The 25,463-nt window shown below is 72.1% G+C and carries 30 protein-coding genes; 9 read left to right on the top strand and 21 right to left on the bottom strand.

The window, feature by feature from the left end; genetic code table 11:
* Positions 1 to 16 precede the first annotated feature (16 nt).
* From AB0F89_RS15255 to AB0F89_RS15225, 7 genes are all read right to left on the bottom strand, one after another.
* On the bottom strand, positions 17 to 874 hold the full coding sequence (locus AB0F89_RS15255) for a PspA/IM30 family protein (RefSeq protein ID WP_367136651.1): 858 nt from the start codon (positions 872 to 874) through the stop codon (positions 17 to 19).
* A 283-nt stretch (positions 875 to 1,157) separates the two neighbouring features.
* Entirely contained in the window at positions 1,158 to 1,583 is a 426-nt protein-coding gene (locus AB0F89_RS15250) for a helix-turn-helix domain-containing protein (RefSeq protein WP_367136649.1), read from the bottom strand.
* A 156-nt stretch (positions 1,584 to 1,739) separates the two neighbouring features.
* A complete protein-coding gene (locus tag AB0F89_RS15245) occupies positions 1,740 to 2,213 on the bottom strand; it encodes a CinA family protein (protein ID WP_367136647.1) in 474 nt (157 codons plus the stop codon).
* Complete coding sequence (gene pgsA / locus AB0F89_RS15240) at positions 2,210 to 2,743, bottom strand: CDP-diacylglycerol--glycerol-3-phosphate 3-phosphatidyltransferase (protein WP_367138874.1); 534 nt, start codon at positions 2,741 to 2,743, stop codon at positions 2,210 to 2,212. Before pgsA ends, AB0F89_RS15245 begins: the two co-directional genes overlap by 4 nt.
* A gap of 47 nt (positions 2,744 to 2,790) precedes the next feature.
* Positions 2,791 to 4,167: a 30S ribosomal protein S12 methylthiotransferase RimO gene (gene rimO, locus AB0F89_RS15235; RefSeq protein ID WP_367138872.1), complete on the bottom strand. Its 1,377-nt coding sequence runs from the start codon at positions 4,165 to 4,167 to the stop codon at positions 2,791 to 2,793.
* Between the two features lie 76 nt (positions 4,168 to 4,243).
* The gene (locus tag AB0F89_RS15230; protein ID WP_367136645.1) at positions 4,244 to 4,939 is read right to left on the bottom strand and encodes a helix-turn-helix domain-containing protein; all 696 of its coding nucleotides are present in this window, start codon (positions 4,937 to 4,939) and stop codon (positions 4,244 to 4,246) included.
* Positions 4,936 to 5,124 carry a hypothetical protein gene (locus AB0F89_RS15225; RefSeq protein WP_367136643.1) on the bottom strand — a complete coding sequence of 63 codons (189 nt, stop codon included), beginning with the start codon at positions 5,122 to 5,124 and terminating at the stop codon, positions 4,936 to 4,938. Before AB0F89_RS15225 ends, AB0F89_RS15230 begins: the two co-directional genes overlap by 4 nt.
* A gap of 426 nt (positions 5,125 to 5,550) precedes the next feature.
* Here AB0F89_RS15225 and AB0F89_RS15220 point away from each other — a divergent pair, with 426 nt between their 5' ends.
* The 5 genes from AB0F89_RS15220 (at position 5,551) to AB0F89_RS15200 (ending at position 8,565) form a co-directional block, all read left to right on the top strand.
* The gene (locus AB0F89_RS15220; RefSeq protein ID WP_367136641.1) at positions 5,551 to 6,051 is read left to right on the top strand and encodes an amino-acid N-acetyltransferase; all 501 of its coding nucleotides are present in this window, start codon (positions 5,551 to 5,553) and stop codon (positions 6,049 to 6,051) included.
* A gap of 63 nt (positions 6,052 to 6,114) precedes the next feature.
* On the top strand, positions 6,115 to 6,969 hold the full coding sequence (locus AB0F89_RS15215) for a MerR family transcriptional regulator (protein WP_367136639.1): 855 nt from the start codon (positions 6,115 to 6,117) through the stop codon (positions 6,967 to 6,969).
* Complete coding sequence (locus AB0F89_RS15210; protein WP_367136637.1) at positions 6,966 to 7,340, top strand: hypothetical protein; 375 nt, start codon at positions 6,966 to 6,968, stop codon at positions 7,338 to 7,340. The genes AB0F89_RS15215 and AB0F89_RS15210 overlap by 4 nt, the downstream gene beginning before the upstream one ends.
* Positions 7,337 to 7,594, top strand: a complete 258-nt coding sequence (locus tag AB0F89_RS15205; protein WP_367136635.1) for a hypothetical protein — start codon at positions 7,337 to 7,339, stop codon at positions 7,592 to 7,594. Before AB0F89_RS15210 ends, AB0F89_RS15205 begins: the two co-directional genes overlap by 4 nt.
* Before the next feature lie 539 nt (positions 7,595 to 8,133).
* A complete protein-coding gene (locus tag AB0F89_RS15200) occupies positions 8,134 to 8,565 on the top strand; it encodes a phospholipase (RefSeq protein ID WP_367136633.1) in 432 nt (143 codons plus the stop codon).
* Between the two features lie 136 nt (positions 8,566 to 8,701).
* Here AB0F89_RS15200 and AB0F89_RS15195 read toward each other — a convergent pair whose 3' ends face one another.
* Together AB0F89_RS15195 and AB0F89_RS15190 are read right to left on the bottom strand one after the other, a co-directional pair.
* The gene (locus AB0F89_RS15195; protein WP_367136631.1) at positions 8,702 to 9,049 is read right to left on the bottom strand and encodes a hypothetical protein; all 348 of its coding nucleotides are present in this window, start codon (positions 9,047 to 9,049) and stop codon (positions 8,702 to 8,704) included.
* 10 nt (positions 9,050 to 9,059) lie between these two features.
* Positions 9,060 to 11,324: a DNA translocase FtsK gene (locus AB0F89_RS15190; protein WP_367136629.1), complete on the bottom strand. Its 2,265-nt coding sequence runs from the start codon at positions 11,322 to 11,324 to the stop codon at positions 9,060 to 9,062.
* 52 nt (positions 11,325 to 11,376) lie between these two features.
* Here AB0F89_RS15190 and AB0F89_RS15185 point away from each other — a divergent pair, with 52 nt between their 5' ends.
* Together AB0F89_RS15185 and AB0F89_RS15180 are read left to right on the top strand one after the other, a co-directional pair.
* Positions 11,377 to 11,598, top strand: a complete 222-nt coding sequence (locus AB0F89_RS15185; protein ID WP_367136627.1) for a hypothetical protein — start codon at positions 11,377 to 11,379, stop codon at positions 11,596 to 11,598.
* A 118-nt stretch (positions 11,599 to 11,716) separates the two neighbouring features.
* Positions 11,717 to 12,490 carry a lysophospholipid acyltransferase family protein gene (locus tag AB0F89_RS15180; RefSeq protein ID WP_367136625.1) on the top strand — a complete coding sequence of 258 codons (774 nt, stop codon included), beginning with the start codon at positions 11,717 to 11,719 and terminating at the stop codon, positions 12,488 to 12,490.
* A gap of 60 nt (positions 12,491 to 12,550) precedes the next feature.
* On the opposite strand, the gene AB0F89_RS15175 is transcribed toward AB0F89_RS15180, so the two are convergent.
* The 8 genes from AB0F89_RS15175 to thyX all read right to left on the bottom strand — a co-directional run bounded on the left by AB0F89_RS15175 (position 12,551) and on the right by thyX (position 20,027).
* Complete coding sequence (locus AB0F89_RS15175) at positions 12,551 to 13,033, bottom strand: hypothetical protein (RefSeq protein WP_367136623.1); 483 nt, start codon at positions 13,031 to 13,033, stop codon at positions 12,551 to 12,553.
* Positions 13,034 to 13,498: 465 nt separating this feature from the next.
* On the bottom strand, positions 13,499 to 14,068 hold the full coding sequence (locus AB0F89_RS15170) for a dienelactone hydrolase family protein (RefSeq protein WP_367136621.1): 570 nt from the start codon (positions 14,066 to 14,068) through the stop codon (positions 13,499 to 13,501).
* Between the two features lie 31 nt (positions 14,069 to 14,099).
* Positions 14,100 to 15,782 (bottom strand): ribonuclease J, encoded by a 1,683-nt coding sequence (locus AB0F89_RS15165; RefSeq protein WP_367136619.1) that lies wholly within the window; start codon positions 15,780 to 15,782, stop codon positions 14,100 to 14,102.
* Entirely contained in the window at positions 15,779 to 16,675 is an 897-nt protein-coding gene (dapA, locus tag AB0F89_RS15160) for a 4-hydroxy-tetrahydrodipicolinate synthase (RefSeq protein ID WP_367136617.1), read from the bottom strand. Before dapA ends, AB0F89_RS15165 begins: the two co-directional genes overlap by 4 nt.
* A gap of 38 nt (positions 16,676 to 16,713) precedes the next feature.
* A complete protein-coding gene (locus tag AB0F89_RS15155; protein WP_367136615.1) occupies positions 16,714 to 17,334 on the bottom strand; it encodes a TIGR03085 family metal-binding protein in 621 nt (206 codons plus the stop codon).
* Between the two features lie 9 nt (positions 17,335 to 17,343).
* Positions 17,344 to 18,807, bottom strand: a complete 1,464-nt coding sequence (locus tag AB0F89_RS15150; RefSeq protein WP_367136613.1) for a serine/threonine-protein kinase — start codon at positions 18,805 to 18,807, stop codon at positions 17,344 to 17,346.
* Between the two features lie 71 nt (positions 18,808 to 18,878).
* On the bottom strand, positions 18,879 to 19,268 hold the full coding sequence (locus AB0F89_RS15145; RefSeq protein WP_367136611.1) for an ACT domain-containing protein: 390 nt from the start codon (positions 19,266 to 19,268) through the stop codon (positions 18,879 to 18,881).
* A 6-nt stretch (positions 19,269 to 19,274) separates the two neighbouring features.
* On the bottom strand, positions 19,275 to 20,027 hold the full coding sequence (gene thyX, locus AB0F89_RS15140) for an FAD-dependent thymidylate synthase (protein WP_367136609.1): 753 nt from the start codon (positions 20,025 to 20,027) through the stop codon (positions 19,275 to 19,277).
* Positions 20,028 to 20,168: 141 nt separating this feature from the next.
* On the opposite strand from thyX, the gene AB0F89_RS15135 reads away from it, so the two are divergent.
* Positions 20,169 to 20,690: a toxin-antitoxin system HicB family antitoxin gene (locus tag AB0F89_RS15135; RefSeq protein ID WP_367136607.1), complete on the top strand. Its 522-nt coding sequence runs from the start codon at positions 20,169 to 20,171 to the stop codon at positions 20,688 to 20,690.
* Positions 20,691 to 20,699: 9 nt separating this feature from the next.
* Positions 20,700 to 21,587, top strand: a complete 888-nt coding sequence (locus tag AB0F89_RS15130; RefSeq protein WP_367136605.1) for a DUF4097 domain-containing protein — start codon at positions 20,700 to 20,702, stop codon at positions 21,585 to 21,587.
* Between the two features lie 71 nt (positions 21,588 to 21,658).
* Here AB0F89_RS15130 and AB0F89_RS15125 read toward each other — a convergent pair whose 3' ends face one another.
* The 4 genes from AB0F89_RS15125 to AB0F89_RS15110 are packed head-to-tail and all read right to left on the bottom strand — an operon-like array spanning position 21,659 to position 25,451.
* Positions 21,659 to 22,243 carry a TetR family transcriptional regulator gene (locus AB0F89_RS15125; protein WP_367136603.1) on the bottom strand — a complete coding sequence of 195 codons (585 nt, stop codon included), beginning with the start codon at positions 22,241 to 22,243 and terminating at the stop codon, positions 21,659 to 21,661.
* Between the two features lie 47 nt (positions 22,244 to 22,290).
* The gene (locus AB0F89_RS15120; RefSeq protein ID WP_367136602.1) at positions 22,291 to 23,304 is read right to left on the bottom strand and encodes an aldo/keto reductase; all 1,014 of its coding nucleotides are present in this window, start codon (positions 23,302 to 23,304) and stop codon (positions 22,291 to 22,293) included.
* A 49-nt stretch (positions 23,305 to 23,353) separates the two neighbouring features.
* Positions 23,354 to 24,565: a winged helix-turn-helix domain-containing protein gene (locus tag AB0F89_RS15115; protein WP_367136600.1), complete on the bottom strand. Its 1,212-nt coding sequence runs from the start codon at positions 24,563 to 24,565 to the stop codon at positions 23,354 to 23,356.
* A gap of 25 nt (positions 24,566 to 24,590) precedes the next feature.
* Positions 24,591 to 25,451, bottom strand: a complete 861-nt coding sequence (locus AB0F89_RS15110) for an EamA family transporter (RefSeq protein ID WP_367136598.1) — start codon at positions 25,449 to 25,451, stop codon at positions 24,591 to 24,593.
* Between the last annotated feature and the right edge of the window lie 12 nt (positions 25,452 to 25,463).

The following is a 25,463-nucleotide window of genomic DNA, read 5'->3' as shown; positions in this document are numbered from 1 at the left end:
CGCGGACACCATCCTCTCAGCCCTGGCTCGCCGGCGGGTTCTGCTGCATCTGCTGGGTCGGCTGCGCCTGCGTCTGCTGCACCCGCTGCTGGATCTCCTGCTGGATGCTCGCGCCCGCCGACTGGCCGCTGGTGACCTCGCCGGCGACCTTGCCGCCGCCCATCGAGGCCCGGATCTGCTCCAGGCGGGACTGGCCCGCCATCTCGGTGGTCGACTGCTGGACCTCCAGCATCCGGCCCTGCACCGAGTTCTGCGCCAGCTCCGCGGAACCGAGCGCGGTGGTGTACCGCTTCTCGATCTTGTCGCGGACCTCCTCCAGCGACGGCGTGTTGCCCGGCGCCGCAAGCTCGGTCATCTGCCGCAGCGAGTGGGAGACCTGCTCCTGCATCTTGGCCTGCTCCAGCTGGCTGAGGAGCTTGGTGCGCTCCGCCAGCTTGGTCTGCAGGACCATCGCGTTGCGCTCGACCGCCTGCTTGGCCTGCGTCGCGGCCTGCAGCGCCTGGTCGTGCAGCGTCTTCAGGTCCTCGATGCTCTGCTCCGCCGTGACCAGCTGGGTGGCGAAGCCCTGCGCGGCGCTCTCGAACTGCGTCGCCCTGGCGTCGTCGCCCTTCGCGCGGGCCTCGTCGGCGAGCACGAGCGCCTGGCGTGCGGATGCCTGCAGCTTCTCCACCTCACCGAGCTGGCGGTTGAGCTTCATCTCGAGCTGGCGCTGGTTGCCGATCACCGCGGCGGCCTGCTGGGACAGCGCCTGGTGCTGCCGCTGCGCCTCCTCGATGGCCTGCTGGATCTGCACCTTCGGGTCGGCGTGCTCGTCGATCTTGGACGAGAACGCCGCCATGAAGTACTTCCACGCCTTCACGAAAGGGTTGGCCATCTCCTACGCCTGCCTTCTCCGCACTTCCCTGGCTCGCGCTCGTGATTGGCAACGACCCGGTGCCGGTGTTGGTTCCATCGTGTCAGTTGTCCCGCGCTGCTTCCACCGACCTGGGGAGATATCCGGGATCACCCTGAGTCACCCCCCGACTTTCGTCGGCATGGTCATCCTGCCCGTACCGCTTCCGGTGGACGCGCCGACCCCGGGCTGGGTTGCCAACTCGTTGCAAGCACCGAGAGCCGAGCCGGTCGGACCGGCTCGGCTCGGACTCGGGTGCGCTGGGTTACGCCGCCACCACCGCGTTGCGCGGCTTGCTGATCGAAGTCGACAGCCGGTGCGTGAGCACGGGCTGCAGCCGCAGGTCGGACAGGTCGTTGCCGATCACCGCCGGCACCATGGAGCCGGCTTCCAGACCCGCCGGAGCGGACGCGGGAGCGCGCTCGGCGAGCTCGGCGGGAGTCGGGACGGGCCGCTGGACGGCGCCGATGTCCGAGGCGACCAGGTGCAGCAGCTCCGACAGGGGCAGGTCCAGCGCCTCGCAGATCGCGGCCAACAGCTCGCTGGACGCCTCCTTGCGGCCACGTTCCACCTCGGAGAGGTACCCCAGGCTGACGCGGGCGGTCCTGGAGACCTCGCGCAGCGTGCGGCGTTGGGTGGTGCGGGCATGGCGGAGCCGATCACCGATCGCCTCGCGTAGCAGCACGGTCATCGCGCGCCTCCTTCCGGCCGGCCGTGCCACCACGTTACCGACCCGTCCCGTCGACGGGCAGTGACTTCCCGACACGTCCGCCAAGGGCGAACGAGTGAACTCGCCGGTAAGTTCCCGCGTGCGTGGCCGGATTCGGGCGGGAACGCCCTGCTCACGTCACCCGACGGGGATCTTGAGCCGGTCGTGGAGGATGTCCAAGGCTGCCGTTGTCGAACTCTTGCGCACTTCGTCACGACCACCACCCAGAGTGAGCGTGTGGACGGTCGAGCCGGACGGACCGGACAAACCGATGTGGACGGTGCCGGGCGCGACGCCGTCCTGCGGGTCCGGGCCGGCCACCCCGGTCAGACCGAGGCCCCACGTCGCGCCGCAGCGCTCACGTGCGCCCTCGGCGAGCTGCCGGGCCACCTCGGGGTGCACCGCGCCGTGCTCGGCCAGCAGCGCCGCGTCCACGCCCGCCAGCGCGTGCTTGAGGTCGGTCGCGTAGACCACGAGCCCGCCGCGCACCACGGCGCTGGAGCCGGGCACGGTGGTCAGCTCGACGGTCACCATGCCCGCGGTCAGCGACTCGGCGGTGGCGACCGTCTCACCGCGCTCCCGCAGCGCCCGGACGACGTCGGCGGCGCTCACGCCCCGGCCACCGCCCGCTTGCCGCGGGCCCGCAGCCGGAAGGCCCGGATCACGTAGTCGACGCCTGTGACGACGGTCAGGACCACCGCCGCGCCCATCGTGGCCACCGAGAAGGCGTCCAGCCAGGAGGGCAGCGGCAGCACGTACAGGCCGATGGCGACGATCTGCACGAGCGTCTTGGCCTTGCCGCCGCGGCTGGCCGGGATCACGCCGTGCCGGATGACCCAGAAGCGCAGCAGCGTGACGCCCAGCTCGCGGACCGCGATGACGACCGTCACCCACCACGGCAGCTCGCCGAGCAGGCTCAGGCCGACCAGCGCGGCGCCGGTCAGCGCCTTGTCCGCGATCGGGTCGGCGATCTTGCCGAAGTCGGTGATCAGGCCGAGCTTGCGGGCCAGGTTGCCGTCCACGTGGTCGGTGACCGACGCGACGGCGAACACGCCGAACGCCGAGAGCCGCCACCAGAACTCGTGGCCGCCCTCGGCGAACAGCAGGTAGAGGAAGACCGGCACGAGCACCAGCCGGGACATCGTCAGCACGTTGGCGATGTTCAGCACCGGCACGCGCGCGGGTTCGGTCACCTCGGCAGCACCTCGATCGCTGTGACGACCAGGTCGACGCCCTCGGACGCGTCGACCCGGCAGCGGACCAGGTCGCCGACCTTCAGGCCGTCGGCGTTGGTGACGACGCACTCGCCGTCGACCTCGGGCGCCTGGTGGGCGGCGCGGCCGACGCAGTCGTTCTCGTCGTCCTCCTCGGTCTCGACCAGGACCACGACCTCCTCGCCGACGCGGTCCTCGGCGCGCTGCGAGGTCAGCTCCTCGACCAGGTTGGAGATGCGGGCGACGCGCTCGGCGATGGTGTCGGCGTCCAGCTTGCCCGGCAGGCCCTCGGCCTCGGTGCCGTCCTCGTCGGAGTAGCCGAACACGCCCACCGCGTCCAGGCGGGCCGCGGTGAGGAAGCGCTCCAGCTCGGCCACGTCGTGCTCGGTCTCGCCGGGGAAGCCGACGATGACGTTGCTGCGGATGCCCGCGCGCGGCGCGAGCGAGCGGATCTGCTCGACCAGGCCGAGGAACGACTCGGTCGACCCGAACCGCCGCATCCGGCGCAGCACCGGCTCGCTGGAGTGCTGGAAGGACATGTCGAAGTAGTCGGCGACGCCCTCGGTGGTGGCGATGGCGCGGACCAGCGTCGGCTTCGTCTCGGCGGGCTGGAGGTAGGACACCCGGACCCGGTCGATGCCGGGCACCGCGGCCAGCCGCTGGACCAGCCGCTCCAGGCCGCCCAGCTCGCGGGGCAGGTCCTTGGCGTAGGAGGTCGAGTTCTCGGAGACCAGGAACACCTCGCGGACGCCCTGCTCGGCCAGCCACATGGCCTCGGCCACCACCTCGTCCGGGTGGCGGGAGACGAACGCGCCGCGGAACGACGGGATCGCGCAGAACGAGCAGCGGCGGTCGCAGCCGGAGGCGATCTTCAGCGGCGCGAAGGGCGTGTCGGCGAGGCGGGTGCGCACCACGCGCGGCCCCCAGCCGTGGCCCGGCACCTGCACCTCTTCGGCGGCCTTCGGTCGCTGCACGGGGGTCAGCGGCAGGAGCGTGCGGCGGTCGACCGGCTTGTGCGACTCGATGGCCTGACCGGCCAGGACGTCGTCCAGGCGGTCGGCGAGGTCGGTGTAGTGGTCGAACCCGAGCACCGCGTTCGCCTCGGGCAGGCTGTCGGCCAGCTCGGCGCCGTAGCGCTCCGCCATGCACCCGACCGCGACCACCTTCGCGCCGCTGTCGGCGGCGGCGAGGAGGGTGTCCACGGAGTCCTTCTTGGCCGACTCCACGAAGCCGCACGTGTTGACCACGACCACGTCGGCTTCGTCGTCGACCAGCTCCCACCCGCCCGCCGTGAGGCGGCCGGCCAGCTCTTCGGAGTCGACTTCGTTGCGGGCGCAGCCGAGGGTCAGCATGGCGACGCGCTTGGACGTGGTGGGGGAAGACACGGTGCTCAGGGTAACCGGCGCCGGCCCGTGCCCCGTCCGGTGCTCAGGTCCGACGTGCGCGGGCCGGCCCCGACGCGGGCGGCCGGACCGGCCGCTCGGCGCTGTAGGTGCTCTCCTTCAGCCGGGAGAGCCGTCGCGACCTGGTCTCGGCGGGCGAGGGATCGCCGTCGGGCGCGAGACCTCCGCACAGGTGGTCCAGGTAGTCGACCCAGAGGATTTCCGCCTTCTCGCCCTCGTACCCGCGTTGCCGCAGTTCGAGCCAGAGCCTCAGGACGTGCCGGATCTCCGGCTCGGGCAACCCGCACGCCTCGACGAACCGCGCGACCTGCCGGAAACGGGTCGGCAACGTGCCGCGCGCGACCATCGAGTACGCCTGGCTACGCGGAATTCCCGCCATCTCGCCGATCTTCGCGGGCGACAAGCCGGAGCGCAGCTGGATGTCCTTGAGCAGCCGGGTGAATTCACGCTCGTTCGCGCACCGCAATTCGGAATCCTCCGAACCTGCTGCCGCCAGGTGGTCCGGAGGAGCGGCCGGCGGGCCCGCGACTTCGTACGCGGCTCTGATCCGCTGTCGTTCTTGCCGGTCCAGGGCGAGGTCGAACAACATCTCGGTGTACTGCGGCCAGTCGAGCAGCCGCGCGTAGTCCAGCGCGAGGACGAACCGCACCGGTGGCGCTACGCGGTGAGCCCTGAAGGTCTCGGCGACCAACCGGTTGAACGCGTCCACCGAGCCGGTCATCCTCGACCACCCGGAACAGGGCCGGCCAGGCGCAGCAGAAGTCCGCGGACCCCACCCGGCTCGACGCGCGGCACGAGCACCACGACAACGACCACCACCAGCGCCACGCCCACCGAGGTCCGCGGAGCGTGGCCGGCGGCCAGGAGCCAACCGGTGAACGCCAGCGCCACGACGACGAGGACCACTTCCGCGACGGTGGCCGTTCGACGCGTCGAGGAGCACTGCTTGCGCGGTGAGGCCGCACCCCGGTCACCATATGACGTGTTGCCCATTCGAAAATCCTCTCTGTTCACGCGATAGTGGAGTTCGCCATACCCGAGTTGCGAACGGTTCCATGGTCGCACTACGCGGAAAACCGTCCGACATCGCGGTGCGAGCGCAACCAGAGGCATTCACCCGTTAGCGCGTCAGGTGTCGAATGTGACCAACGGTCCACCCGAATTGAAGTGCGATCGGATTCCCAGAAGGTCATGCTTGGAGTCGTCTAAAACCCGCCCGTGGTGTTGCCCATGCGCACCATCGCGATCCATCCCCACCTCGGTGGACCGGGCCGGTGGCGCTTGGTGTCACCTGGGCGCTCGCGCCGGCGGCGCAGGGCATACGTTTGCACCGTGAACGACCCGATCAACGTGCGTCGCGCGCGCACCGACGACGTGCGGGCGATGAAGGCCCTCATCGACGCCTACGCCGGAAAGGTGCTGCTGGCCAAGCCCCTGGTCACGCTGTTCGAGGACGTCCAGGAGTTCTGGGTGGCCGAGGACGACGGGGTGGTGCTCGGGTGCGGCGCCCTCCACGTGCTGTGGGAGGACCTGGCCGAGATCCGCACGGTGGCCGTGTCGCCCGGCGCGCTGGGACGGGGCATCGGGCGCAAGATCGTGACCCGGTTGATCGAGACCGCCCGCGAGCTGCAGCTGGAGCGGTTGTTCGTGCTGACGTTCGAGACCGAGTTCTTCAGCCGGCACGGCTTCGTGGAGATCGACGGCACGCCGGTGTCGCCCGAGGTCTACGAGGAGATCATGCGATCGGCCGACGAGGGGGTGGCCGAGTTCCTCGACCTCTCCTACGTGAAGCCGAACACGCTCGGCAACTCGCGGATGCTGCTGCACCTGTAACTCTTCGAGTGATAACTCGAAGAGTCTTGACTCTGCGAGCGTCGACCCGCCAAGATCGGCGCCGTGGAGCAGTTGACGGTCGACGAGCTGGCGGTCCGGGTCGGGCTGCCCGGCAGCACGATCCGGATGTACCAGACCAAGGGTGTGCTGCACCCGCCGCGCAGGCAGGGCCGCGTCGCCTACTACGACGCCTCCCACCTCGAACGGCTCACCCTCGTCCAACGGCTGCAGTCGCGCGGCTTCTCGCTGCCCGCCATCGCCGAGCTGGTCAAGGCGCGCGAGAAGGGCGCGAGCGTCGCGGCGGTGCTCGGGGTCGGCGAGGCGGAGGGTCCGGACGACTGGGTCCGGATCAGGGTCCGCGACATCAGCCGCCTCGTCCCGATGGGCGACGTCCGGCCGCGCGTGCTGCGCCGCGCCCTCCAGCTCGGCCTGGTCCGCTGGCGCCGCGGCTGGCCGCACGTCCGCCGCTGGGCGCTGGAGGCGGGCAACCGGCTCGCCGCGCTGAGCGTGCCCAGCGACGACGTGCTGGACAAGTTCGCGAACCTGCGCACCGCCACCGACGGCATCGCGGCGGACTTCGTGGAGGTGTTCGAGCGCAGGTTGTGGCCGCAGCTCGCGGACAACGCCGACCAGGAGGACCAGCTGGACCGGATGCGCGCGCTGCTGGTCGAGCTGACCTACACCGCCGAGACGGTGGTGATCGGCACGCTGCGCGAGTCCATCCGGGACGCCGCCGAGGAGTTCGCCCGCCGCCACCGGCTGCTGCCCAGCGACGAGTTCCAACCCGCCTGGGTGGAGGAACCGGTGCCGATCGCCGAACGTCTCATCGACACCGAGGAGGACGACGAGTTCCCCGACGAGCCGGCGATCCAGCGGTTCCTCGACCGGGGTGACGACCAGGACGAGGCGGTCCGGTGACCGCCCTCGTGCCGAACCCGGCCCGGCGCGCCCGGGCGTGGGACGAGGGCCTGGTCGTGCGCGCCGGAGCGGACCTCGCCCACCTGCTCCCGGATGTGCCCGGAGCCGAGGCGCGGGTGCTGGTCGAGCTGGTCGAGCCGGTGCGGAGGGGTACGGCTCGCCCAGCTCGACCCGGATCGGCTGACCGCGTCGGTCCGCGCGCACCTGCTGCTGGACCACCGCACGGCGTCGCTCGGCCCGTTCGCAGTGCCGGGCGCAGGGCGTACGTCGCCGCCAGGCACGTCGCCGCCAAGCACGTCGACGCCAAGCACGTCGACGCCGCCGGCCTTCAAGTCCACCGCTTCTACGCACGCAGGAGGGCGGCGGCGTGATCGCACTCATCGGCGCGCTGGTCAGCCTGCGCGCGGGGTACCGGTACGACCGCTCGATCGGCAGGCACCCGCTGCGGTCGGCGCCGAAGCGGTTGGCGTTCTGGGCGCTGCTGTTCGTGGCCGAGTCCCTGGTGGTGCCCTCGGTGGCGGCGGCGGTGGGGCCGGTGGTGGCCCTGGTGGTGTTCGCGTACGTGATGGCCGTGGGCCTGACCGGGCCGTGGGTGTCGGAGTACTACCGCAGGCGGGCGATGTGATCACGCCATCGTCCGTGCTGCTGCGCCGGCTTCGCCGCGGTGCAGTCCACTGGAGACGGTCGCCGAACCGGACGGGTCGTGCCGGCGGCTGGACGGGTTCAGCCCGCACAGCCCGGGGTAGCGGGCCCGACCGGGCACCCGTCGGCGGGCGGGTTGCGCCGGTCTGGGTGCGGCTGCGCGAAGTGCCGGCCGCCGACACCGAACCCGCGCCGGCGCCGGCGCTCGTCCTGGCGGACCAGCCGGTGTTGGTCGGGTACGGGCAGCGCGGTGGGCGGTTCGGCCTGCTCGAAGCGGGCGCGGCGGCCCAGTCGGTGTGCCTGCGGATGGCCCAGCAGCGGCTCGGCGGGTACCTGCGCGGCGGACGCCGATGTGCTGGCGCTACGGGAACTGCGCGACCAGCCGGTGCGGCCGGCGGCGGTGACCGCGTGCGGCCCGACGTTCACCCGTCGTTGCCGCGGTATGAGCCGATTGGGGCTGTTGTGCGTTGATCGCGGGCCGGTAAGAACACCCCTCAAGCCCGTGAACCGAGGGGAAGAACAGTGCTCGCGAAATCCCTGCGCAACGCTCTCACCGTCGTGATCGCCTCGCTCGCCCTGCTGGCCGGCGCCGGTGTTGGCCAGGCGGCCATCAACGCGCCCGCCGTCACCGACGACTACCTGTTCGGCAAGTCCCTGTCCCAGTTCAGCTCCTTGCGGGCGCAACGGCCGTACAGCGATCAGCTCGACTGGTCGTCGGACGGCTGCTCGTGGTCGCCGGACAACCCGTTCGGGTTCAAGTTCCTGCCGGCCTGCCACCGGCACGACTTCGGCTACCGCAACTACAAGCGGCAGGGGCGGTTCACCGAGACCACCCGGCTGCGGATCGACAACAACTTCAAGTCCGACCTCTACCACCAGTGCGCGGGCAACTGGTCGTGCAACCGCACGGCCGACCTGTACTACCAGGCCGTCCGCGAGTTCGGCGCCAGCTGACGCCGGTCGCGAACCACGCTGCGCAGGGGTCCTCGCCCAGGGGACCCCTGTTCTTATTGTGCCGGCGGGGTCCGACAAAGAAGCGTTGAACGCGGAGCGCCGGGAACGTCCCGACAGTCCCGAGGTGGAACGGCGGTCAGCGGTCGGAGGCGGCAATCGTCCAGCCCAGGGCACGGGCCACGGCGTCCAGCAGGCGTTCCTGAGCCCGACCGGTCGCCTCGTCCGGCCACCGCGCCGTCCGCGACGAGTGCGGGCACCACAGCGCCACGTCCAAGCCGACCACCTGGTCGTCCGCGGCCGTGGCGCAGCGGCCGGCGGCGGTTTCCGGGGTGACGGCCAGGTTGCCGGTCTCGTCCCCGGCCGACCACCTGCCCTCCGACCACCTGCCCTCCGACTGCCGCAGCCCGAGGGCGGCCAGGTGCTCGGCCACCACCGACGACGGCAGGGGCTGGTCGTCGCCGCGGATCGCCGGGTACTCGCACACCGCCGGCGGCTCAGCCCTCGTCGTCCGCGTCCGGCTCCGGGCCGCCCCCACCGCGGATGAGGTACACCACCGAGTCCAGCTCGTCCGGCTTGATCAGCACCTCGCGGGCCTTCGAGCCCTCCGACGGGCCGACCACGCCGCGCGTTTCCAGCAGGTCCATCAGCCGGCCCGCCTTGGCGAAGCCGACGCGCAGCTTGCGCTGGAGCATCGAGGTCGAGCCGAACTGCGACGTGACGATCAGCTCCGCCGCCTGGATCAGCAGTTCCAGGTCGTCGCCGATGTCGGCGTCGATCTCCTTCTTCTCACCGGCCTTCGCCGCCGTCACGCCGTCGGTGTACTCGGGCTGCGCCTGGTCCTTGGTGAAGTTGACGATCTCCGAGATCTCGTCGTCCCCGACGTACGCGCCCTGCACGCGCACCGGCTTCGACGCGCCCATCGGCAGGTACAGGCCGTCGCCCATGCCGATCAGCTTCTCGGCGCCCGGCTGGTCCAGGATGACCCGCGAGTCGGTCAGCGACGACGTGGCGAACGCCAGCCGCGACGGGACGTTGGTCTTGATCAGGCCGGTGACCACGTCCACCGACGGCCGCTGGGTCGCCAGCACCAGGTGGATGCCCGCCGCGCGCGCCTTCTGCGTGATCCGGACGATCGCGTCCTCGACGTCGCGCGGCGCGGTCATCATCAGGTCGGCCAGCTCGTCCACGATCGCCATGATGTACGGGTACGGCCGGTAGACGCGCTCGCTGCCGGGCGGCGCGGTGATCTCGCCCGACTTCACCTTCCGGTTGAAGTCGTCGATGTGCCGCACCCGGTTGACCTGCATGTCCTGGTAGCGCTGCTCCATCTCCTCGACCAGCCAGGCCAGCGCGGCGGCGGCCTTCTTCGGCTGGGTGATGATGGGCGTGATCAGGTGCGGGATGCCCTCGTACGGGGTCAGCTCGACCATCTTCGGGTCGATCAGGATCATCCGGACCTCGTCCGGGGTGGCCCTGGCCAGCAGCGACACCAGCATCGAGTTCACGAAGCTCGACTTGCCCGAACCCGTGGAGCCCGCGACCAGCAGGTGCGGCATCTTGGTCAGGTTCGCGGTGACGAAGTGGCCCTCGATGTCCTTGCCCAGCCCGATGACCATCGGGTGGTTGTCCTTGACGGTGGAGGGCGAGCGCAGCACGTCGCCCAGCCGCACCATCTCGCGGTCGCTGTTGGGCACCTCGATGCCGACCGCGGACTTGCCCGGGATCGGGGCGAGCAGCCGCACGTTGTCGGTGGCGACCGCGTAGGCGATGTTCTTGGTCAGCGCGGTGATCTTCTCGACCTTCACGCCGGGACCCAGCTCGACCTCGTACCGCGTCACCGTCGGGCCGCGGGTGAAGCCGGTGACCTGCGCGTCGATCGAGAACTGGTCGAGCACGCCGGAGATGGCCTCGATCATCAGGTCGTTGGCCTTGCTGCGGGCCTTCGGCGCGTCGCCGTCCTTGAGGATCGTCGGCGGCGGCAGCTTGTAGTCGCCCTCGACGGCGCGCACGGCCAGCGCGGCGGTCTTCGGCAGCTCGGGCGTCGCCTTCGGCTTGGGCGCGGGCTTGACCGGTGGCGGCGGCGGAGGCGGCGGCTCCTCGTCCAGCGGCAGCTCGGGCTGGTCCTCGACGGCGGCGGCCTGGCGGCGGGCGCGGGACGGGCGGCGCAGCTTGGCGGGCTTCTCCTCCGGCTCCGGCTCGTCACCGAACTCGTCGCCGAACTCGTCGGGGCCGTCGAAGCCGTCGAGCCGGTCGCCCTTGCGGTGCAGCAGGCCGCCGAGCCGCGCGGGCACCTCGCGGATCGGCACGTGCACCAGCAGCAGCACGCCGTAGCCGAAGATCAGCACCAGCAGCGGTCCGGCGACCCAGGACGTGAGGCCCTGGGCCAGGAAGCCGCCGGCCAGGTAGCCGAGCGCGCCGCCGGCGTCGCGGCGGGCGAGCGGGTCCATCGGCAGGCCGCCCGCGAGGTGGAACACGCCGAGGAAGCCGACCGTGACCAGGATCGAGCCGATGACCAGCCGGGGCCGGGCCTCCGGGTTCGGGTCGGTGCGCATGAGCGCGACGCCGATCACCAGCAGCAGCACGGGCAGGATCACCGCGGGGCCGCCGACGGAGCTGCGCACGGCCACGTCGACCCACCGGCCGACCGGTCCGCCCGCCTGCCACCACACGCCCGCGGCGGTGATCACGGCCAACGAGATGAGCACCAGCGCGAAGCCGTCGCGGCGGTGCGCCGGGTCGAGTTCCTTGCCCCGCCCCACCGCGCGGACCACCGAGCCGACGCCGCGGCCGAACAGCCCCCAGACCCGGCCGATGGAACCGGGGGACCTCCGCGCCGGCGCGCGTCTGGCGGACGACCGCTTGGCCGCCGAACCCGACCGGGACGAACCGGAGCGCGCCGAACCGGACCGGGCCGACGCCGAGCGCGACGAGCCGGACCGGGACGCGCTCGAACGGGGCTTCGACCCGGTTCCGGTGCTGCGGGTCGTGCCCTTGCGCGAGGTCCCAGTTCGGCCGGCCATGTGCCTACGGTAGTCCCTCCAGCCCCAACGACCCCAAGCTTCACGGGGCGACGTGACGCGCGCTGCCCGATGCCCCATGGTTGCCCCGAACCCGGTGCGCCGACACCTCGACACGCCGTAGCCTGCCCGTCGTGCCCACACCACTGCTGTGGCGCGTGCTGACCGCCGTCGACCAAGGGGTCGTCGGTCTCAGCGGACGACTCGAAGTCACCGGCGACATCCCGGCGGACCTCAGGGGACGTCCCCTGCTGCTCGCGTCCAACCACATCGGCAACCTCGACCCGTTCGTGCTGATCGCCGCCTGCCGCAGGCTCGGTGTCGCGCCGAGGTTCCTGCTCACCGGCGGGCTGCTCGACGCGCCGGTCCTGGGTCCCCTGCTGCGGGCCTCCGGCCACCTGCGGGTGGACCGGGCGGCGGCCAACGTCGGCGACGCCTACCACCGCACGGTCGAGGCGCTGCGCCGCGGCGGCGACCCGATCGCGCTGTACCCGGAGGGCCGGATCAGCCTCGACCCGGGGCTGTGGCCGGAGCGCGGCAAGACGGGCGCCGCGCGGCTCGCGCTGAGCGGCGACATCCCCGTGGTCCCGGTCAGCCAGTGGGGCGCGCACGAGGCCGTCTACTGGGGCAACACCGGGGTCGGGGGTTGGGAGGACGCCAAGCCCTACCTCACGTCGTACCTGCGCGGCCTGCGCCGGCGGCCGACGTTCAAGGTGCACTTCGGCAAGCCGGTGGACCTGTCCGGGCTGGAGGACGGCAAGCCGGGCGACGCGCGGCGGGCGCACGAGCGGATCATGCGCGCCATCACCGCGGGCCTGGCGCCGCTGCGGGTCGACGAGCCGGACCTGCCGAAGTTCCACGACCCCACCCGGCCGACCACGGGCAGCAGCCCGTGGCGCCCGGAGTAGGGCCGGCCGGGAACCGGGTGACCGCCCCGGTCCGCCGGGTGGCGGGCCGGGGCGATCCGGTCAGATCGTGAACGCGGGGCTGTGCAGCTCGGGGAACTCGGTGATCACGCCGTCGGGCCACTCGACGTAGCCGATGGCGGCGATGAAGTAGGTCGCCTGGACGTAGGGCGACACGGACGCGTTGGTGTTGACCTGGATCGTGGACGTGTCGTAGTCGGTGGCGATGCTGACGAGCGTGTTGTTGCGGACGACACCGACGAAGATCTCCAGCTGCGGCATGACGTGGCTGCAGTTCAGCCAGCCGGGGCCCTGCACGCCGCCGCCGGAGCCGCCCCACCACCGACCGGGGTTGCTCACCGTCAGCTTGCACGACCACGAGCCCCGGGTGATCGTGTTCTCGGCCTGGGTGGAGATCGCCGAGCCCGTCAGGGACGCCGCCTGCCCGGTGATCGCCGACCGCGGCGCGGTCGTGGTCCCCGCCTGCGCGGCCGGGCCGAGCACCAGCGCCGCCGCGGCCGCCAGCACGAGAGCGACCGCTCTCACCACTGCGACACCGGTTCTTCGCCCACGCGTTCTGCGCATGGATCACCTCACCATTCGATCGCGGAGTGCACGGGAATCGAGTGATTCCAGGCGCAGACGTTAGGCGGATTCGATTCACCGGGTAAATGCGGCGAACGAGTGTCGACTGATCGGCGCGCGACCGTAAGCAAAGCGCCGATCGACCATTCGTTCCCACCCGGGACGCCGATTCGCGGAACTGCGACCGCCAGGCCGCACATCGCGTGCGACCTGGCGGGATACGGTCCTGGAGCTATCCGTAAACAACCGTCTCGCGGCGCAGCGGTCATCGGTTGTTCGGGTCAGTTGCGCCGGGCAACCAGCGGCGCTCCATTCGGCAGTCGCGACGGCGCGCGCGGGCCGGTAGCGTTCGCGTCCCGCTGCTCGGAGGCTTGCTCCGCCGCGGTGGTGCGGGAGGGCGCGACGCCGCTCCCGCACCACCGGTGGCTACTTCAGGAACGCGAGCACGCGCTCCATCATCAGCACGGCGGCCACCTCGTCGTACGACGACAGGCTCTCGTCGGCGAACAGGTGCCGGTCGCCGGGGTAGAGGAACAGCTCGCCGTCCGCCGCGCCCGCGACCAGCGCGCGGGCCGCTTCCAGGTCGCCGTCGTCCACGAAGAGGTCGTCCTCGGCCATCGCGTGCACCTGCACCGGCACGCTCGCGGGCCACGCCTCGCCGAACTCCGTCACCGGCACGCAGGCGCTGAACAGCAGCGCGCCCGCCGCGCCCGGCTTGCTCTGGGCCAGCATCTGCGCCGGCAGCACGCCCAGCGAGAACCCCGCGTACACGACGTCGCCGGGCAGGTCGGCGGCCGCTTCGAGGCCGCGCTCGGCGATCGTGCCGAACCCGACCTCCTGCGCGTAGTCCAGCCCCGCGCCCAGGTCCACGAAGACCCGGCCGCCGAACAGGTCCGGCACGTGGACGGTGTGCCCGGCCTCCGCCAACCGCTCGGCGAAGGCCGCGACGCCGGGCGTCAACCCGTGCGCGTGGTGGAACAACAGCACCTCGGCCACGTCAGCTCCTCTCGACCACGCGCGCGGGCGGTCAGTTCACCGGGATGATGGTCGGCACGATCATCGGCCGACGGCGGTAGGTCTCGGCGACCCAGCGGCCGACCACCCGGCGCACCGCCTGGGCGATGCGGTGCGAGTCGGTGATGCCCTCGGCCTCGGTGCGGGACAGCTCCATCTCCACCAGCGACACCGCCTGGTCCAGCGCCTTCGGGTCGTCGGAGAACCCGCGGCCGGAGACGGTCGGCGGCGCGACCGCGCGACCGTTGGTCGAGTCGACCGCCACCGTGATGGCGATGAACCCGCCCTCGCCGAGCACCAGCCGGTCGGACAGCGTCGACTCGCCGACGTCGCCGACGGACAGGCCGTCGACGTAGACGTGGCCGACCTCGACCTTGCCGCTGATCGCCGCCTTGCCGTCGACCAGGTCGACCACCACGCCGTCCTCGGCGATGACGACCCGCTCCTCGGTCACCCCGGTCGCCACGGCCAGCGCCGCGTTCGCCCGCAGGTGCCGCCACTCGCCGTGCACCGGCATCACGTTCGACGGCCGCACCGCGTTGTACAGGAACAGCAGCTCGCCGGCGGGCGAGTGGCCGGACACGTGCACCTTGGCGTTGCCCTGGTGCACGACCGTGGCGCCCAGCCGGGACAGGCCGTTGACCACGCCGAACACCGCGTTCTCGTTGCCCGGGATCAGCGACGACGCCAGCACGATCGTGTCGCCCGCCTTGATCGAGATCTGCCGGTGCTCGCCGCGCGCCATCCGCGACAGCGCCGACAGCGGCTCGCCCTGCGAGCCGGTCGACACGAACATCACCTGGTCCTCGGGCATCTCCATGGCCTCGTTGAGGTCCACGAACAGCCCGTCCGGCACGTTCAGGTAGCCGAGCTCGGCCGCGATGCCCATGTTGCGCACCATCGACCGGCCGACCAGCGCGACCCGCCGGTGGTACTGCACGGCCACGTCCAGCACCTGCTGCACGCGGTGCACGTGGGAGGCGAAGCAGGCCACGATGACCCGCTGGTTGGCCTTGCGGACGACGTTCTCCAGCACCGGCCCGATCTCGCGCTCCGGCGCGACGAAGCCCGGCACCTCGGCGTTGGTCGAGTCGACCAGGAACAGGTCGACGCCCTCGTCGCCGAGCCGGGAGAACCCGGCCAGGTCGGTCAGCCTGCCGTCCAGCGGCAGCTGGTCCAGCTTGATGTCGCCGGTGTGCAGCACCAGGCCGGCGGAGGTGCGGATGGCGACCGCGACGGCGTCCGGGATCGAGTGGTTGACCGCGAAGAACTCCAGCTCGTACGGCCCGAAAGCGCGCCGCTCGCCGTCGGTGATCTCCATCAGCCTCGGCGTCTGGCGGTGTTCCTTGCACTTGGCCGCGAGCAGCGCCAGGGTGAACCGCGAGCCCACCACCGGCAGGTCGGGGCGCAGCTTGAGCAGGAACGGCACCGCGCCGATGTGGTCCTCGTGCCCGTGGGTGAGCACCAGCGCGTCGATGTCGTCCAACCGGTCCTCGATGGCCCGGAAGTCGGGCAGGATCAGGTCGACGCCCGGCTGGTCGTCCTCGGGGAACAGCACGCCGCAGTCCACGACGAGCAGCCGGCCGGCGTGCTCGAACACCGTCATGTTGCGGCCGATCTCGCCAATTCCGCCCAGTGCGACGACGCGCAGACCTCCGTCGGGCAGTGCGGGCGGGGGTGAGCTCGGGTTGATCACGCGTTGACTCCCAATTCGGCCTCTACGGCCTTGATGTCCTCGGTTGATGCGGGTACCAGCGGCAGCCGCGGGTCGCCCACGTCCAGCCCGCGCAGGCGGAGCGCGGCCTTGGCGTAGGTGACGCCGGGCATCCGGCTGAAGGGCCGCAGCAGCGGCAGCAGCGACTGGTGGATCGCGGTCGCGCCGGCGACGTCGCCGGACTCGAACGCGTCGAGCAGGTCGCGCAGCCGATCCGCGGCGATGTGCGAGATGACGCTGACGAAGCCGACCGCGCCGACCGACAGCCACGGCAGGTTCAGCGGGTCGTCACCGGAGTAGTAGGCCAGGTCGGTGGCCGCGATGACCTTGCTGCCCGCGAGCAGGTCGCCCTTGGCGTCCTTGACCGCCACGATACGCGGGTGCTCGGCCAGCCGCAGCAGGGTTTCCACCTCGATGGGGATGACGGAGCGCGGCGGGATGTCGTACAGCATCACGGGCACGCCGACCTGGTCGGCCACGGTGGTGAAGTGCGCGTGCACACCCTCCTGGGTGGGCCGCGAGTAGTACGGGGTGACCAGCAGCAGACCGTGCGCGCCCGCCTCCTCGGCCTGCCTGGCCAGGTGCGCGCTGTGCGCGGTGTCGTAGGTCCCGGCCCCGCTGACCACGGTCGCGCGGTCGCCGACCGCCTCGACCACGGCGCGGACCAGGTCCGACTTCTCCGCGTCGCTGGTGGTCGGCCCCTCCCCGGTGGTGCCGTTGACCACAAGACCGTCGTTGCCCAGCTCGACCAGGTGCTCGGCGAGCCGCTGCGCCTTGTCCAGGTCGACCGCCCCCTCCGCGTCGAAGGGGGTGACCATGGCGGTGAGCACGCGGCCGAACGGTCGGCCGGGCGAGGCGGCAGGACTTGCGGTCATGTGCGGAAATCTACCGCGTCACCCTCGGCAAGCTGCGACTACATGCTCCGGTCCAGGCCCCGCACCAGCCGCACGGCCTCGGGCGCGCCGTCGTACTCGACCCGCGCGGCGGACCGGCCGAACACGTGCACCACCAGTTCCGAGACCTGCCCGGTCAGCACGACGGGTTCCGCGCCGCGCCTGGCCACGACGGCCTGACCGTCCGGGCGGCGCAGCACCACCCCGACGGGGCTCTTGCGGTACATCATCCGGGCGGTCGGCCCGAGCCGCCGCCACAGCACGTCGTCTCGTACCGGATCGGGTGAACGCGGCTCCCAGCCGTCCCGCGCCCGCCGCACGTCCTCGTGGTGCACGAAGTACTCGACGGCGTTGACCAGCTCGTCCACCAGCGCGTACGGCGACAGCCGGGGCGGCCCGCCGCGGACCAGCCCGACCAGCTCGTCCCACGGCTTGGCGGCGTAGGCGTCCTGGACCTTCCGCGTGTGCCCGGCCAGCGGCTTGAGCAGGATGCCCGCCGCCGCGTCCGGGCGGCGCTCCCGCAGCACCAGGTGCGCGGCGAGGTCGCGCGTGCGCCACGGGTCGCACAACGTGGGCGCGTCCGGGCCCACCTCGGCGAACAGCTCGGTCAACTGCCTGCGTTCGTCCTGCGCGACGCCCATGGCCCCACGCTACTCGGCGTACACCTGGTCCTTCATCGCCGTGCCGTCCTTGTTCCACAGCACGCACACCACGTCGCGGTAGCGCTTGTCCGACGAGGAGGACGCGGACGCCGGGTTCTCCGACCACACGCCGGAGGTCGGCACGACGGCCACGTAGCGGAGCTCGGACTGCTTGTCCTGCACCGGCACCCGGTCGGACATGAAGTGCAGCGTGCAGTAGTCCTCGGCGTAGTTGCGCAGCCACTCGTCGCCCGGGTAGGCCATCTTGTCCGACCCGAACGGCTCGACCGCCGCGTACACCTCGACCCGGTGCACCGCGTCGCAGTCGACGTAGTTGACCGTCGTGTTCGGGTCGAGCAGGTTGTCGCCGCACTGCCCGCTGCCCGGCTTGAACTGGGCGGGCTCGATCGTGCCGCCGGGCCCGTAGGTGACCGTCTGGGCCATCGCGGCGGGCGGGGCGTCCACGAACAGCCACCGGCCGATGAACGCGCCGCCGACCAGCAGCGCCACCGCCGCCACCGCCGTGGCGGTGATCAGCAGGTTCTTCAACCACGGCTTCCGCGCGGCGGCGGCGGCGTTGGGCGGGGTGTAGTGCATGGTCGGGTTGGGCGCGCCGAACCCGGTCGGCGGGGTCGGCTGGGCGGCCGCGCGCTCCAGCATGGCGCGGGCCTGCGGGCCGGTCAGCCGGGCGTTCGGGTCGGGCATCATCAGGCCGGTGATGACCGCGCCGAGCACGCCGTGCGCCCTGGTCAGCCGGGGCATCTCGTTCATGATCGCGTGCAGGGTGGACGCGGTGGTCGACCGCTCGTAGGGGTTGGCGCCCTCGACGGCGTAGCAGAGCGTCGCGCCCAGCGCCCACAGGTCGGAGGCGGGCGACGCCTCGTTGCCGTGGATGCGCTCCGGCGACATGTAGGCGGGCGAGCCGATGAGGCTGCCGCTGGTGGTCAGCCTCGGGTCGTCCACGGCCTGGGCGATGCCGAAGTCGGTGAGCTTCACCCGGCCGTTCGGCGTGACCATCAGGTTGCCCGGCTTCACGTCCCGGTGCACGATGCCCGCCTGGTGCGCGGAGTCCAGCGCGGACAGCGCCTGGATCGCCATCGCGATCACGCGGTCCTGCGGCATCGGGCCGTGCGCGCTGACCAACGTGGACAGCGTGGCCGCCTCGACCAGCTCCATCACGATGTAGGTCATGCCGCCCTCGGCGACCACGTCGTACACGGTGACCACGCCGGGGTCGTTCAGCCGGCCCGCGGTGCGCGCCTCGCGCAGCACCCGCTCCTCCAGCACCCGGCGCTCCTCCAGCGCGATCCCGTCGGGCAGGTGCAGCTCCTTGATCGCCACCTGGCGGCCGATCACGTTGTCCTGGGCGCGCCAGACGACGCCCATGCCACCGCGACCCAGCTCGGCGAGCAATGCGTACCTGCCCGCGATCACCCGCGGCCGGGTGCTCACGCCTTGCGTCGGACCAGTCACCGTCACTCCTCGAAACCCCGCGCGCGGACCGGCGGAACGCTACTTCAGACCCCGCGCCGCCCGATCCGGTTTCACGGTTTCGTGACTTCGTGCCCGGACGCGCGCAGCGCCTGGACCGCGCGGTCCAGGTCGGACTCCTTCACCAGCAGGTGGTCGGTGTCGTACGTGGACAGCGCGAACAAGCTCACGCCCGCCGCCGCCAGCTCGCCCGACAGCGCGGCCATGATGCCGGTGAGGGTGAACTCCAGCGGGCCGCGCACGGTCAGCAGCCGCCAACCGGGCTGCGCGGCGGCCGCGTCCGGCGCGTGCTCCTCCGGGCACACGATGGACAGCTCGTCCGGCGTCCTGGTCACCGAGACCAGGCCCGGCGCGTCGAGGAGCCCGGCGGGCGCCGGCGCGTCGGCGGGCAGCCGCACGACCGCGTACCCGCCCGGCCGGACGTCGACGATCAGCCGCTTCACGGGCCGTCAGCCCTCGGTGACCAGCGGGCTGGAAGCGACCTCGGAGCCGTCGGCCAGGGTGGAGATGGTGAAGTCGGCGAAGGCGTTCGCCGCCGCCTTCTGCAGCTGGCGCAGGCACTCCACGGCCAGCGCGCGGATCTCCACGTCGGCGTGCTCGGTGGCGCGCATGGCGATGAAGTGCCGCCACGCCCGGTAGTTGCCGGTGACCACGATGCGGGTCTCGGTGGCGTTCGGCAGGATCGCGCGAGCCGCCTGGCGGGCCTGCTTGCGGCGCAGCGTGGCGCTGGGCACGTCGGAGAACTTCTCCTCCAGGCCCTTCAGCAGCTCGTTGTAGGCGTCGACGCTGGCCTGGGCGGCGGCCAGGAACTTCTCGTGCAGCTCGGGGTCGTTCGCGATGACGTCCGGCTCGACCATGGCGGCGTTGCGCTCGGGCACGTACCGCTGGGACAGCTGCGAGTACGAGAAGTGGCGGTGCCGGATCAGCTCGTGGGTCAGCGAGCGGGAGATGCCGGTCAGGTAGAAGCTGACCGAGCCGTGCTCCAGCACCGACAGGTGGCCGACCTCGATGATGTGCTTGATGTAGCCGGAGTTCGTGGCGGTGGCCGGGTTCGGCTTGGTCCAGGACTGGTAGCAGGCGCGACCGGCGAACTCGGCCAGCGCCTCGCCGCCGTCGGCGTCGGTGGACCACGGGACGCCGTCCGGGGGGAAGAACTCCGTCTTCGCGATCAACTGCACCTTCGGCGCCACCGTCTCAGCCATGCCCGAACCCTAACCGAAACCCGGGCAGCCCCCTTTTGCAGCACCGACCGTTCGGCCTCCCCCGTACGTCCGTTCGCGGTGACGCCGCCGCGACATCACGATTTCCTTGACTGATGTCACTTTTGACGTCATGGTGGTGTCATGGATCTGTCGCCGTACATCGCCGCACTGCGCGAAGACCTCGCGACGGCCGCGTCCGCCGGGGACGACAACACCCGGCGCACCGCCGCCCTGCTGTCCGCAGCCTTGGAGCCCGCCGCGCGGCTCGCGCTCATGAACGCACTGTCCGACCTGGCCGCGGAGGTCACGGCAGCCCTGGACGGGCCCGTGGTCGACGTGCGGCTGGACGGGCGGGACGTGCAGGTGGTCGTCACCGGCACGTCCCCGCGGGAGGAACACGAACCGCGGACCGAGGAAGTTCCCCGGCCGTCCGCCGGCGACGCCACGCGCGTCACCCTGCGGTTGCTGGACGAGCTGAAGGCCAAGGCGGAACAGGCCGCCGCGGCTCAGGGCATGTCGTTGAACACGTTCGTCGCGCAGGCCGTGCAGGGCGCGGTCGGCGGGCGTCGCGGTGGTGGTCACAAGCACTGGGGACCGCCGAAGGACCAGTCGGGCGGCGGCTCCTCGTCGGCGTCGCGCGTCCGCGGCTGGGTCCAGGGCTGAGGGGGAATCGTGGAATCGGAAATCGTGCGCCGGCAGAGCTTCGAGGTCGAGGGAGTCGCCGAGCTGGAGGTGGCCGTGACCGCCGGGCGGGTGCGCGTGCACCTGGTGGACGAACCGGGCGTGCACGTGGACGTGGAGCACGACCCGGCGCCGGGAGAGTCCTGGACGACCGCGCTGTCGGGGCTGTTGAACTGGGCGAACACCCAGTTCGGCAGCGTGCCGGGTCAGCCGGCGGGCCCGTCGGAGGCGGTGCGGGACGCGCGGCTGGAGCTGTCCGGCACGCGGGTGAAGGTGCACTCGTCCAAGGCCCTGCCGCTGCGCGCCGTGCCGCTGCGGGTGACCGTGCGCGCGCCGATCGGCTCGCACGTGATCGCCAAGGCCGGTTCGGCGGACGTGACGGTGACCGGCGCGGCGGGTCGGCTGGAGATCCAGACCGGCACCGGTGACGTGACGGCGGACCGCGCGGACGCGGCGTCGCAGGTCAACTCGGGCTCGGGCAAGCTGCGGCTGGGGCCGATGCTGGGCGGGCTGCGGGCCAAGACCGGCAGCGGCGACATCGAGGTGTCGTCGGTCGGCGGCAACTCCGTGCTGAACACCGGCACCGGCGACGTCTGGCTGGGCGCCGTGCAGGACGACGTGCAGGTGCGCACCGGCGGCGGCGACGTCACGATCGCCGACGCGGCGGCCGGCGAGATCCACATGGGCACCGGCTCGGGCGACATCCGCGTCGGCGTGCGCCCCGGCGTGACGGCCCAGGTCGACCTGGTGTCCAACTCGGGCTCGGCGCGCAGCGAGCTGGCGGTCTCCGACACCCCGCCGGCCGACGAGCCGGCCCTGTCCATCACCGGCCGGACGGGCAGCGGCACCGCCCTGGTGACCACCGCCACCACGTCCTGAGCCCCGCTGCGGCGTGCGCACCCCCGATGCGCACGCCGCAGTCGCTCATCCGAGCAACCGCCGGCCCTCCGTCACCTCCCGGACCGCAGCCCCGCCACCACCAACGACACGACGGCTTCGAACGCGGCGTCGGTGTCCGGGGAGGACCACTCGTCGGCGTGCGCCGGGTCGTGGAACAGGGCGGTGGCGTGGAAGACCGCCCTGGCGCTCGCGGCGGGGTCCGGGGTGGTGAAGTCCCCCGAACCCACGCCGTCGGCGACGATCCTGGTCAGGTCGTCGACCAGGTGCGCGATGTGCGCGGCCACGACCGCGCTGTTCTCCCGCACCAGGACGGTGAACGTGGCGAACAGCTCCGGGTCGCCCAGGGCCTTCGCCCGCTTGGCCTGGAACAGCGCGGCCAGCCAGTCCCGCAGGCGCTGCGGCGCCGGGGCGCCGGCGGTGGCGATGTCGGACAGGCCCGCGTGCGCGCGGTCGAGCCAGCGCTGCGTGACCGCCTCGCGCAGCGCCGCCTTGGTCGGGAAGTGGCGGTACACGCTGCCGTGGCTCACGCCCAGGGCGCGGGCCACGTCCACGACCGTCGCCTTGGCCGGGCCGAAGCGGCGGAGGACGTCCTCGGTCGTGCTGAGGATGACCTCGGCGGTCAGTGCTTCGGCCACGGTGGAACTCCCTGCGGATCGCGGAACGGTGTGCTGATTGTGCGCGATCAGCGCTCGCTGTCCAGGTGCGCCATCAGGGCCGGCGCGTAGCGCTCACCGGCGACGGCGCCGGCGGGCACGGCGGCCTCGATCCGGGCCAGCTCGTCCTCGGTCAGCACGACGTCCAGCGCGCCCAGCGCCTCGGCCAGCCGGTCACGGCGGCGCGCGCCCACCAGCGGCACGATGTCGTCGCCCTGCGCCAAGACCCACGCGATGGCCAGCTGGGCGACCGTGACGCCCTTGGCCTCGGCCACCGCGCGCAGGCCCTCCACCAGCGAGAGGTTGTGCGACAGGTTGTCGCCCTGGAAGCGCGGCGAGACGGCGCGGAAGTCCTGCGGCCCCTTGGTCGCGGTCCAGTGGCCCGAGAGCAGGCCGCGGGACAGCACGCCGTACGCGGTGATCGCGACGCCCAGCTCGCGGGCGGTCGGCAGGATCGACTCCTCGATGCCGCGCGAGACCAGCGAGTACTCGATCTGGAGGTCGACGATCGGGTGGACGGCGTGCGCCCGGCGCAGCGTGTCCGCGCCCACCTCGGACAGGCCGATGTGCCGCACGTGGCCCTTCTCGACCTGCTCCTTGATCGCGCCGACGGTCTCCTCGATCGGCACGGCGGGGTCGAGGCGGGCGGGGCGGTAGACGTCGACGTGGTCGGCGCCCAGCCGGCGCAGCGTGTAGGCGAGGAAGTTGCGCACGGCCTCGGGGCGGCCGTCGCTGCCGTGCCAGCCGCCGTCCGCGTCGCGCAGCGCGCCGAACTTGACGCTGATCGCCACGTCGTCGCGGTTGCGGTCGCGCAGGGCCTGCCGGATCAGCAGCTCGTTGTGCCCCATGCCGTAGAAGTCGCCGGTGTCCAGCAGCGTCACGCCCGCGTCGACAGCGGCGTGGACGGTGGCCACGCCCTCGGCCTCGTCGGCCGGGCCGTACAGATCGGACATGCCCATGCAGCCCAGCCCGAGCGCCGACACCCGTGGTCCGGTCGCGCCGAGGGCGCGGCGGGGCAGCCCGCGGTCAGTGGAGTTCGTCATGACTCCACTATGACCATTGGGCTGACAGATTTCAACATCTGTCATTCATTCATCGCACCACCAGCTTCAACGCCGGCGCGAGATCGCCCTTGGGCGCCACTTCCACGTCGTCCAGCTCCAGCCAGTCGGCCATGTGCCGCAGCTCGGCGGCCAGCTCGACCGCGACCCGGCCGACGTCCGCCGTCGGCTCCGAGTACGCCGCCTGCACCCGCAGCACGCCCGCCGCCCGGTCCGCCTTCAGGTCGACCCGCCCCACCAGCTCGCCGTCCAGCAGGAACGGGAAGACGTAGTACCCGTGCACCCGCTTCGGCGCGGGCACGTAGATCTCGATCCGGTAGAAGAAGCCGAAGATCCGCTCGGTCCGGGCCCGCTCCCAGATCAGCGGGTCGAACGGGCACAGCAGCGCCCGCCCGGTGATCCGGCGCGGCACGCGCGCCTCGACGTGCCGGTACGCGGGCGCGCCCCAGCCCCGCACCTCCACCGGCTCCAGCACACCGGCCTCGACCAGCTCCGCCACCGCCTGCCGGCTGCGCGCGGGCTGGAGCCGGTAGTAGTCGCGCAGGTCCGGCTCGGTCGCCACCCCCAGGGCCGCCGCCGCCCGCGCCACCAGCTCCCGCGAACCCTCCTCCGCCGACACCGCCGACCGCCTGGCCAGCACCTCGGGCGGCAGCACGCGCTCGGCCAGGTCGTACAGCCGCTCGAAGCCGCGCCGCGACCCGGTGGTCAGCACGCCCTCGCCGAACAGGTACTCGCACACCTTCTTGACCTCGGACCAGTTCCAGCCCCAGTGGTCCTTGGCCCGCGGCCCGCCACCGGCCAGCGCCCGCTCGATCGCGCCCGCGCCGACCGGCCCCAGCTCCTCCACCACCGCCAGGATGTCCTCGACGAGCTGCGGCGAGCCCTCGGCGACCGCCGTGTACCCCTTCCACCAGCCCTGGCGCTTGGCCCCGGAGTGCAGCAGCGGCCAGTCCCGCACCGGCACCAGGCTCGCCTCGTGCGCCCAGTACTCCACCAGCAGCCGCGGCCTGCGGGCGCTGTGCGACCACGCCGCCTCGTCCACCAACGAGGGCGCGTACGACCCGAGCCTGCTGAACAGCGGCATGTAGTGCGCGCGGACGGCCACGTTCACCGAGTCCAGCTGCAGCAGCCCGATCCGGGACAGCACCTTCTGCAGGTGCCGCCTGGTGGGCTCGGAGCCCGGTCTCGGGTCGGCGAAACCCTGTGCGCCCAAGGCGATGCGCCGGGCGACGTCTGCGCTCATCTTCTGCACGGGTGGATACTCCCACTCAGGTACGACGATCCCGCTCGGCGCGGACCACCAGCCCCACCGCCGCGACCACCAGCAGCCCGCCGAGCAGCTGGAACGGCCCGAACCGCTCGTCCGCCAGCCACACGCCGAGCACCACCGCGATCACCGGGTTCACGTACGCGTAGGTCGCCACCGTCGACACCGGCAGCTGCCCCAGCACGTAGACGTACGAGCTGAACGCCAGCAGCGACCCGAACACCACCAGGTACCACCACGCCACCCACGACGACGTCGTGATCGTGCCGAACGACACCCGTTCGCCGACGACCAGCCCCACCACCGCCAGCGCCGCGCCGCCCGCCAGCATCTCCACCGCCGACAGCGCGAACGGGTTCGCGGGCGTGTCCAGCCGACTGCTCAGGAACGAGCCCAGCGCCCACCCGAACGCCGCCAGCAGCACCACCCACGGTCCCCACCACGTCGACTCGCCGACGTCTTCGAGCAGCAGCACGGCCAGCCCGACCAGCCCGATCGCCACGCCCGCGTACGTCACCCGGTGCGGGCGCTCGCCGGTGAACCGCCGCATCAGCACCACGTACAGCGGCACGGCGGCCACCAGCAGCGCCGCCAGCCCGGACGCCACCGACTGCTGCGCCAGCACCACCAGCCCGTTGCCCCAGGCGGGCAGCAGCAGCCCCAGCAGCACCGCCGACCCGAACTGCCGCCGCGTCATCCGCAGCCCGCCGCGCCACGCCACCAGCAGCGCCAGCACCGCGCCCGCGACCAGGAACCTGCTCCCCGCCGACAACAGCGGCGGCATCGACTCGATGGTGAACCTGATGGCCAGGTAGGTCGAACCCCAGACCACGTACACGACGACCAACGCTGCCCAACGCACGTCGCTGACGCT

The sequence above is a fragment of the Saccharothrix sp. HUAS TT1 genome (assembly GCF_040744945.1).
Classification (GTDB): Bacteria; Actinomycetota; Actinomycetes; order Mycobacteriales; family Pseudonocardiaceae; genus Actinosynnema.
This window is presented reverse-complemented; position numbering and strand designations above follow the sequence as displayed.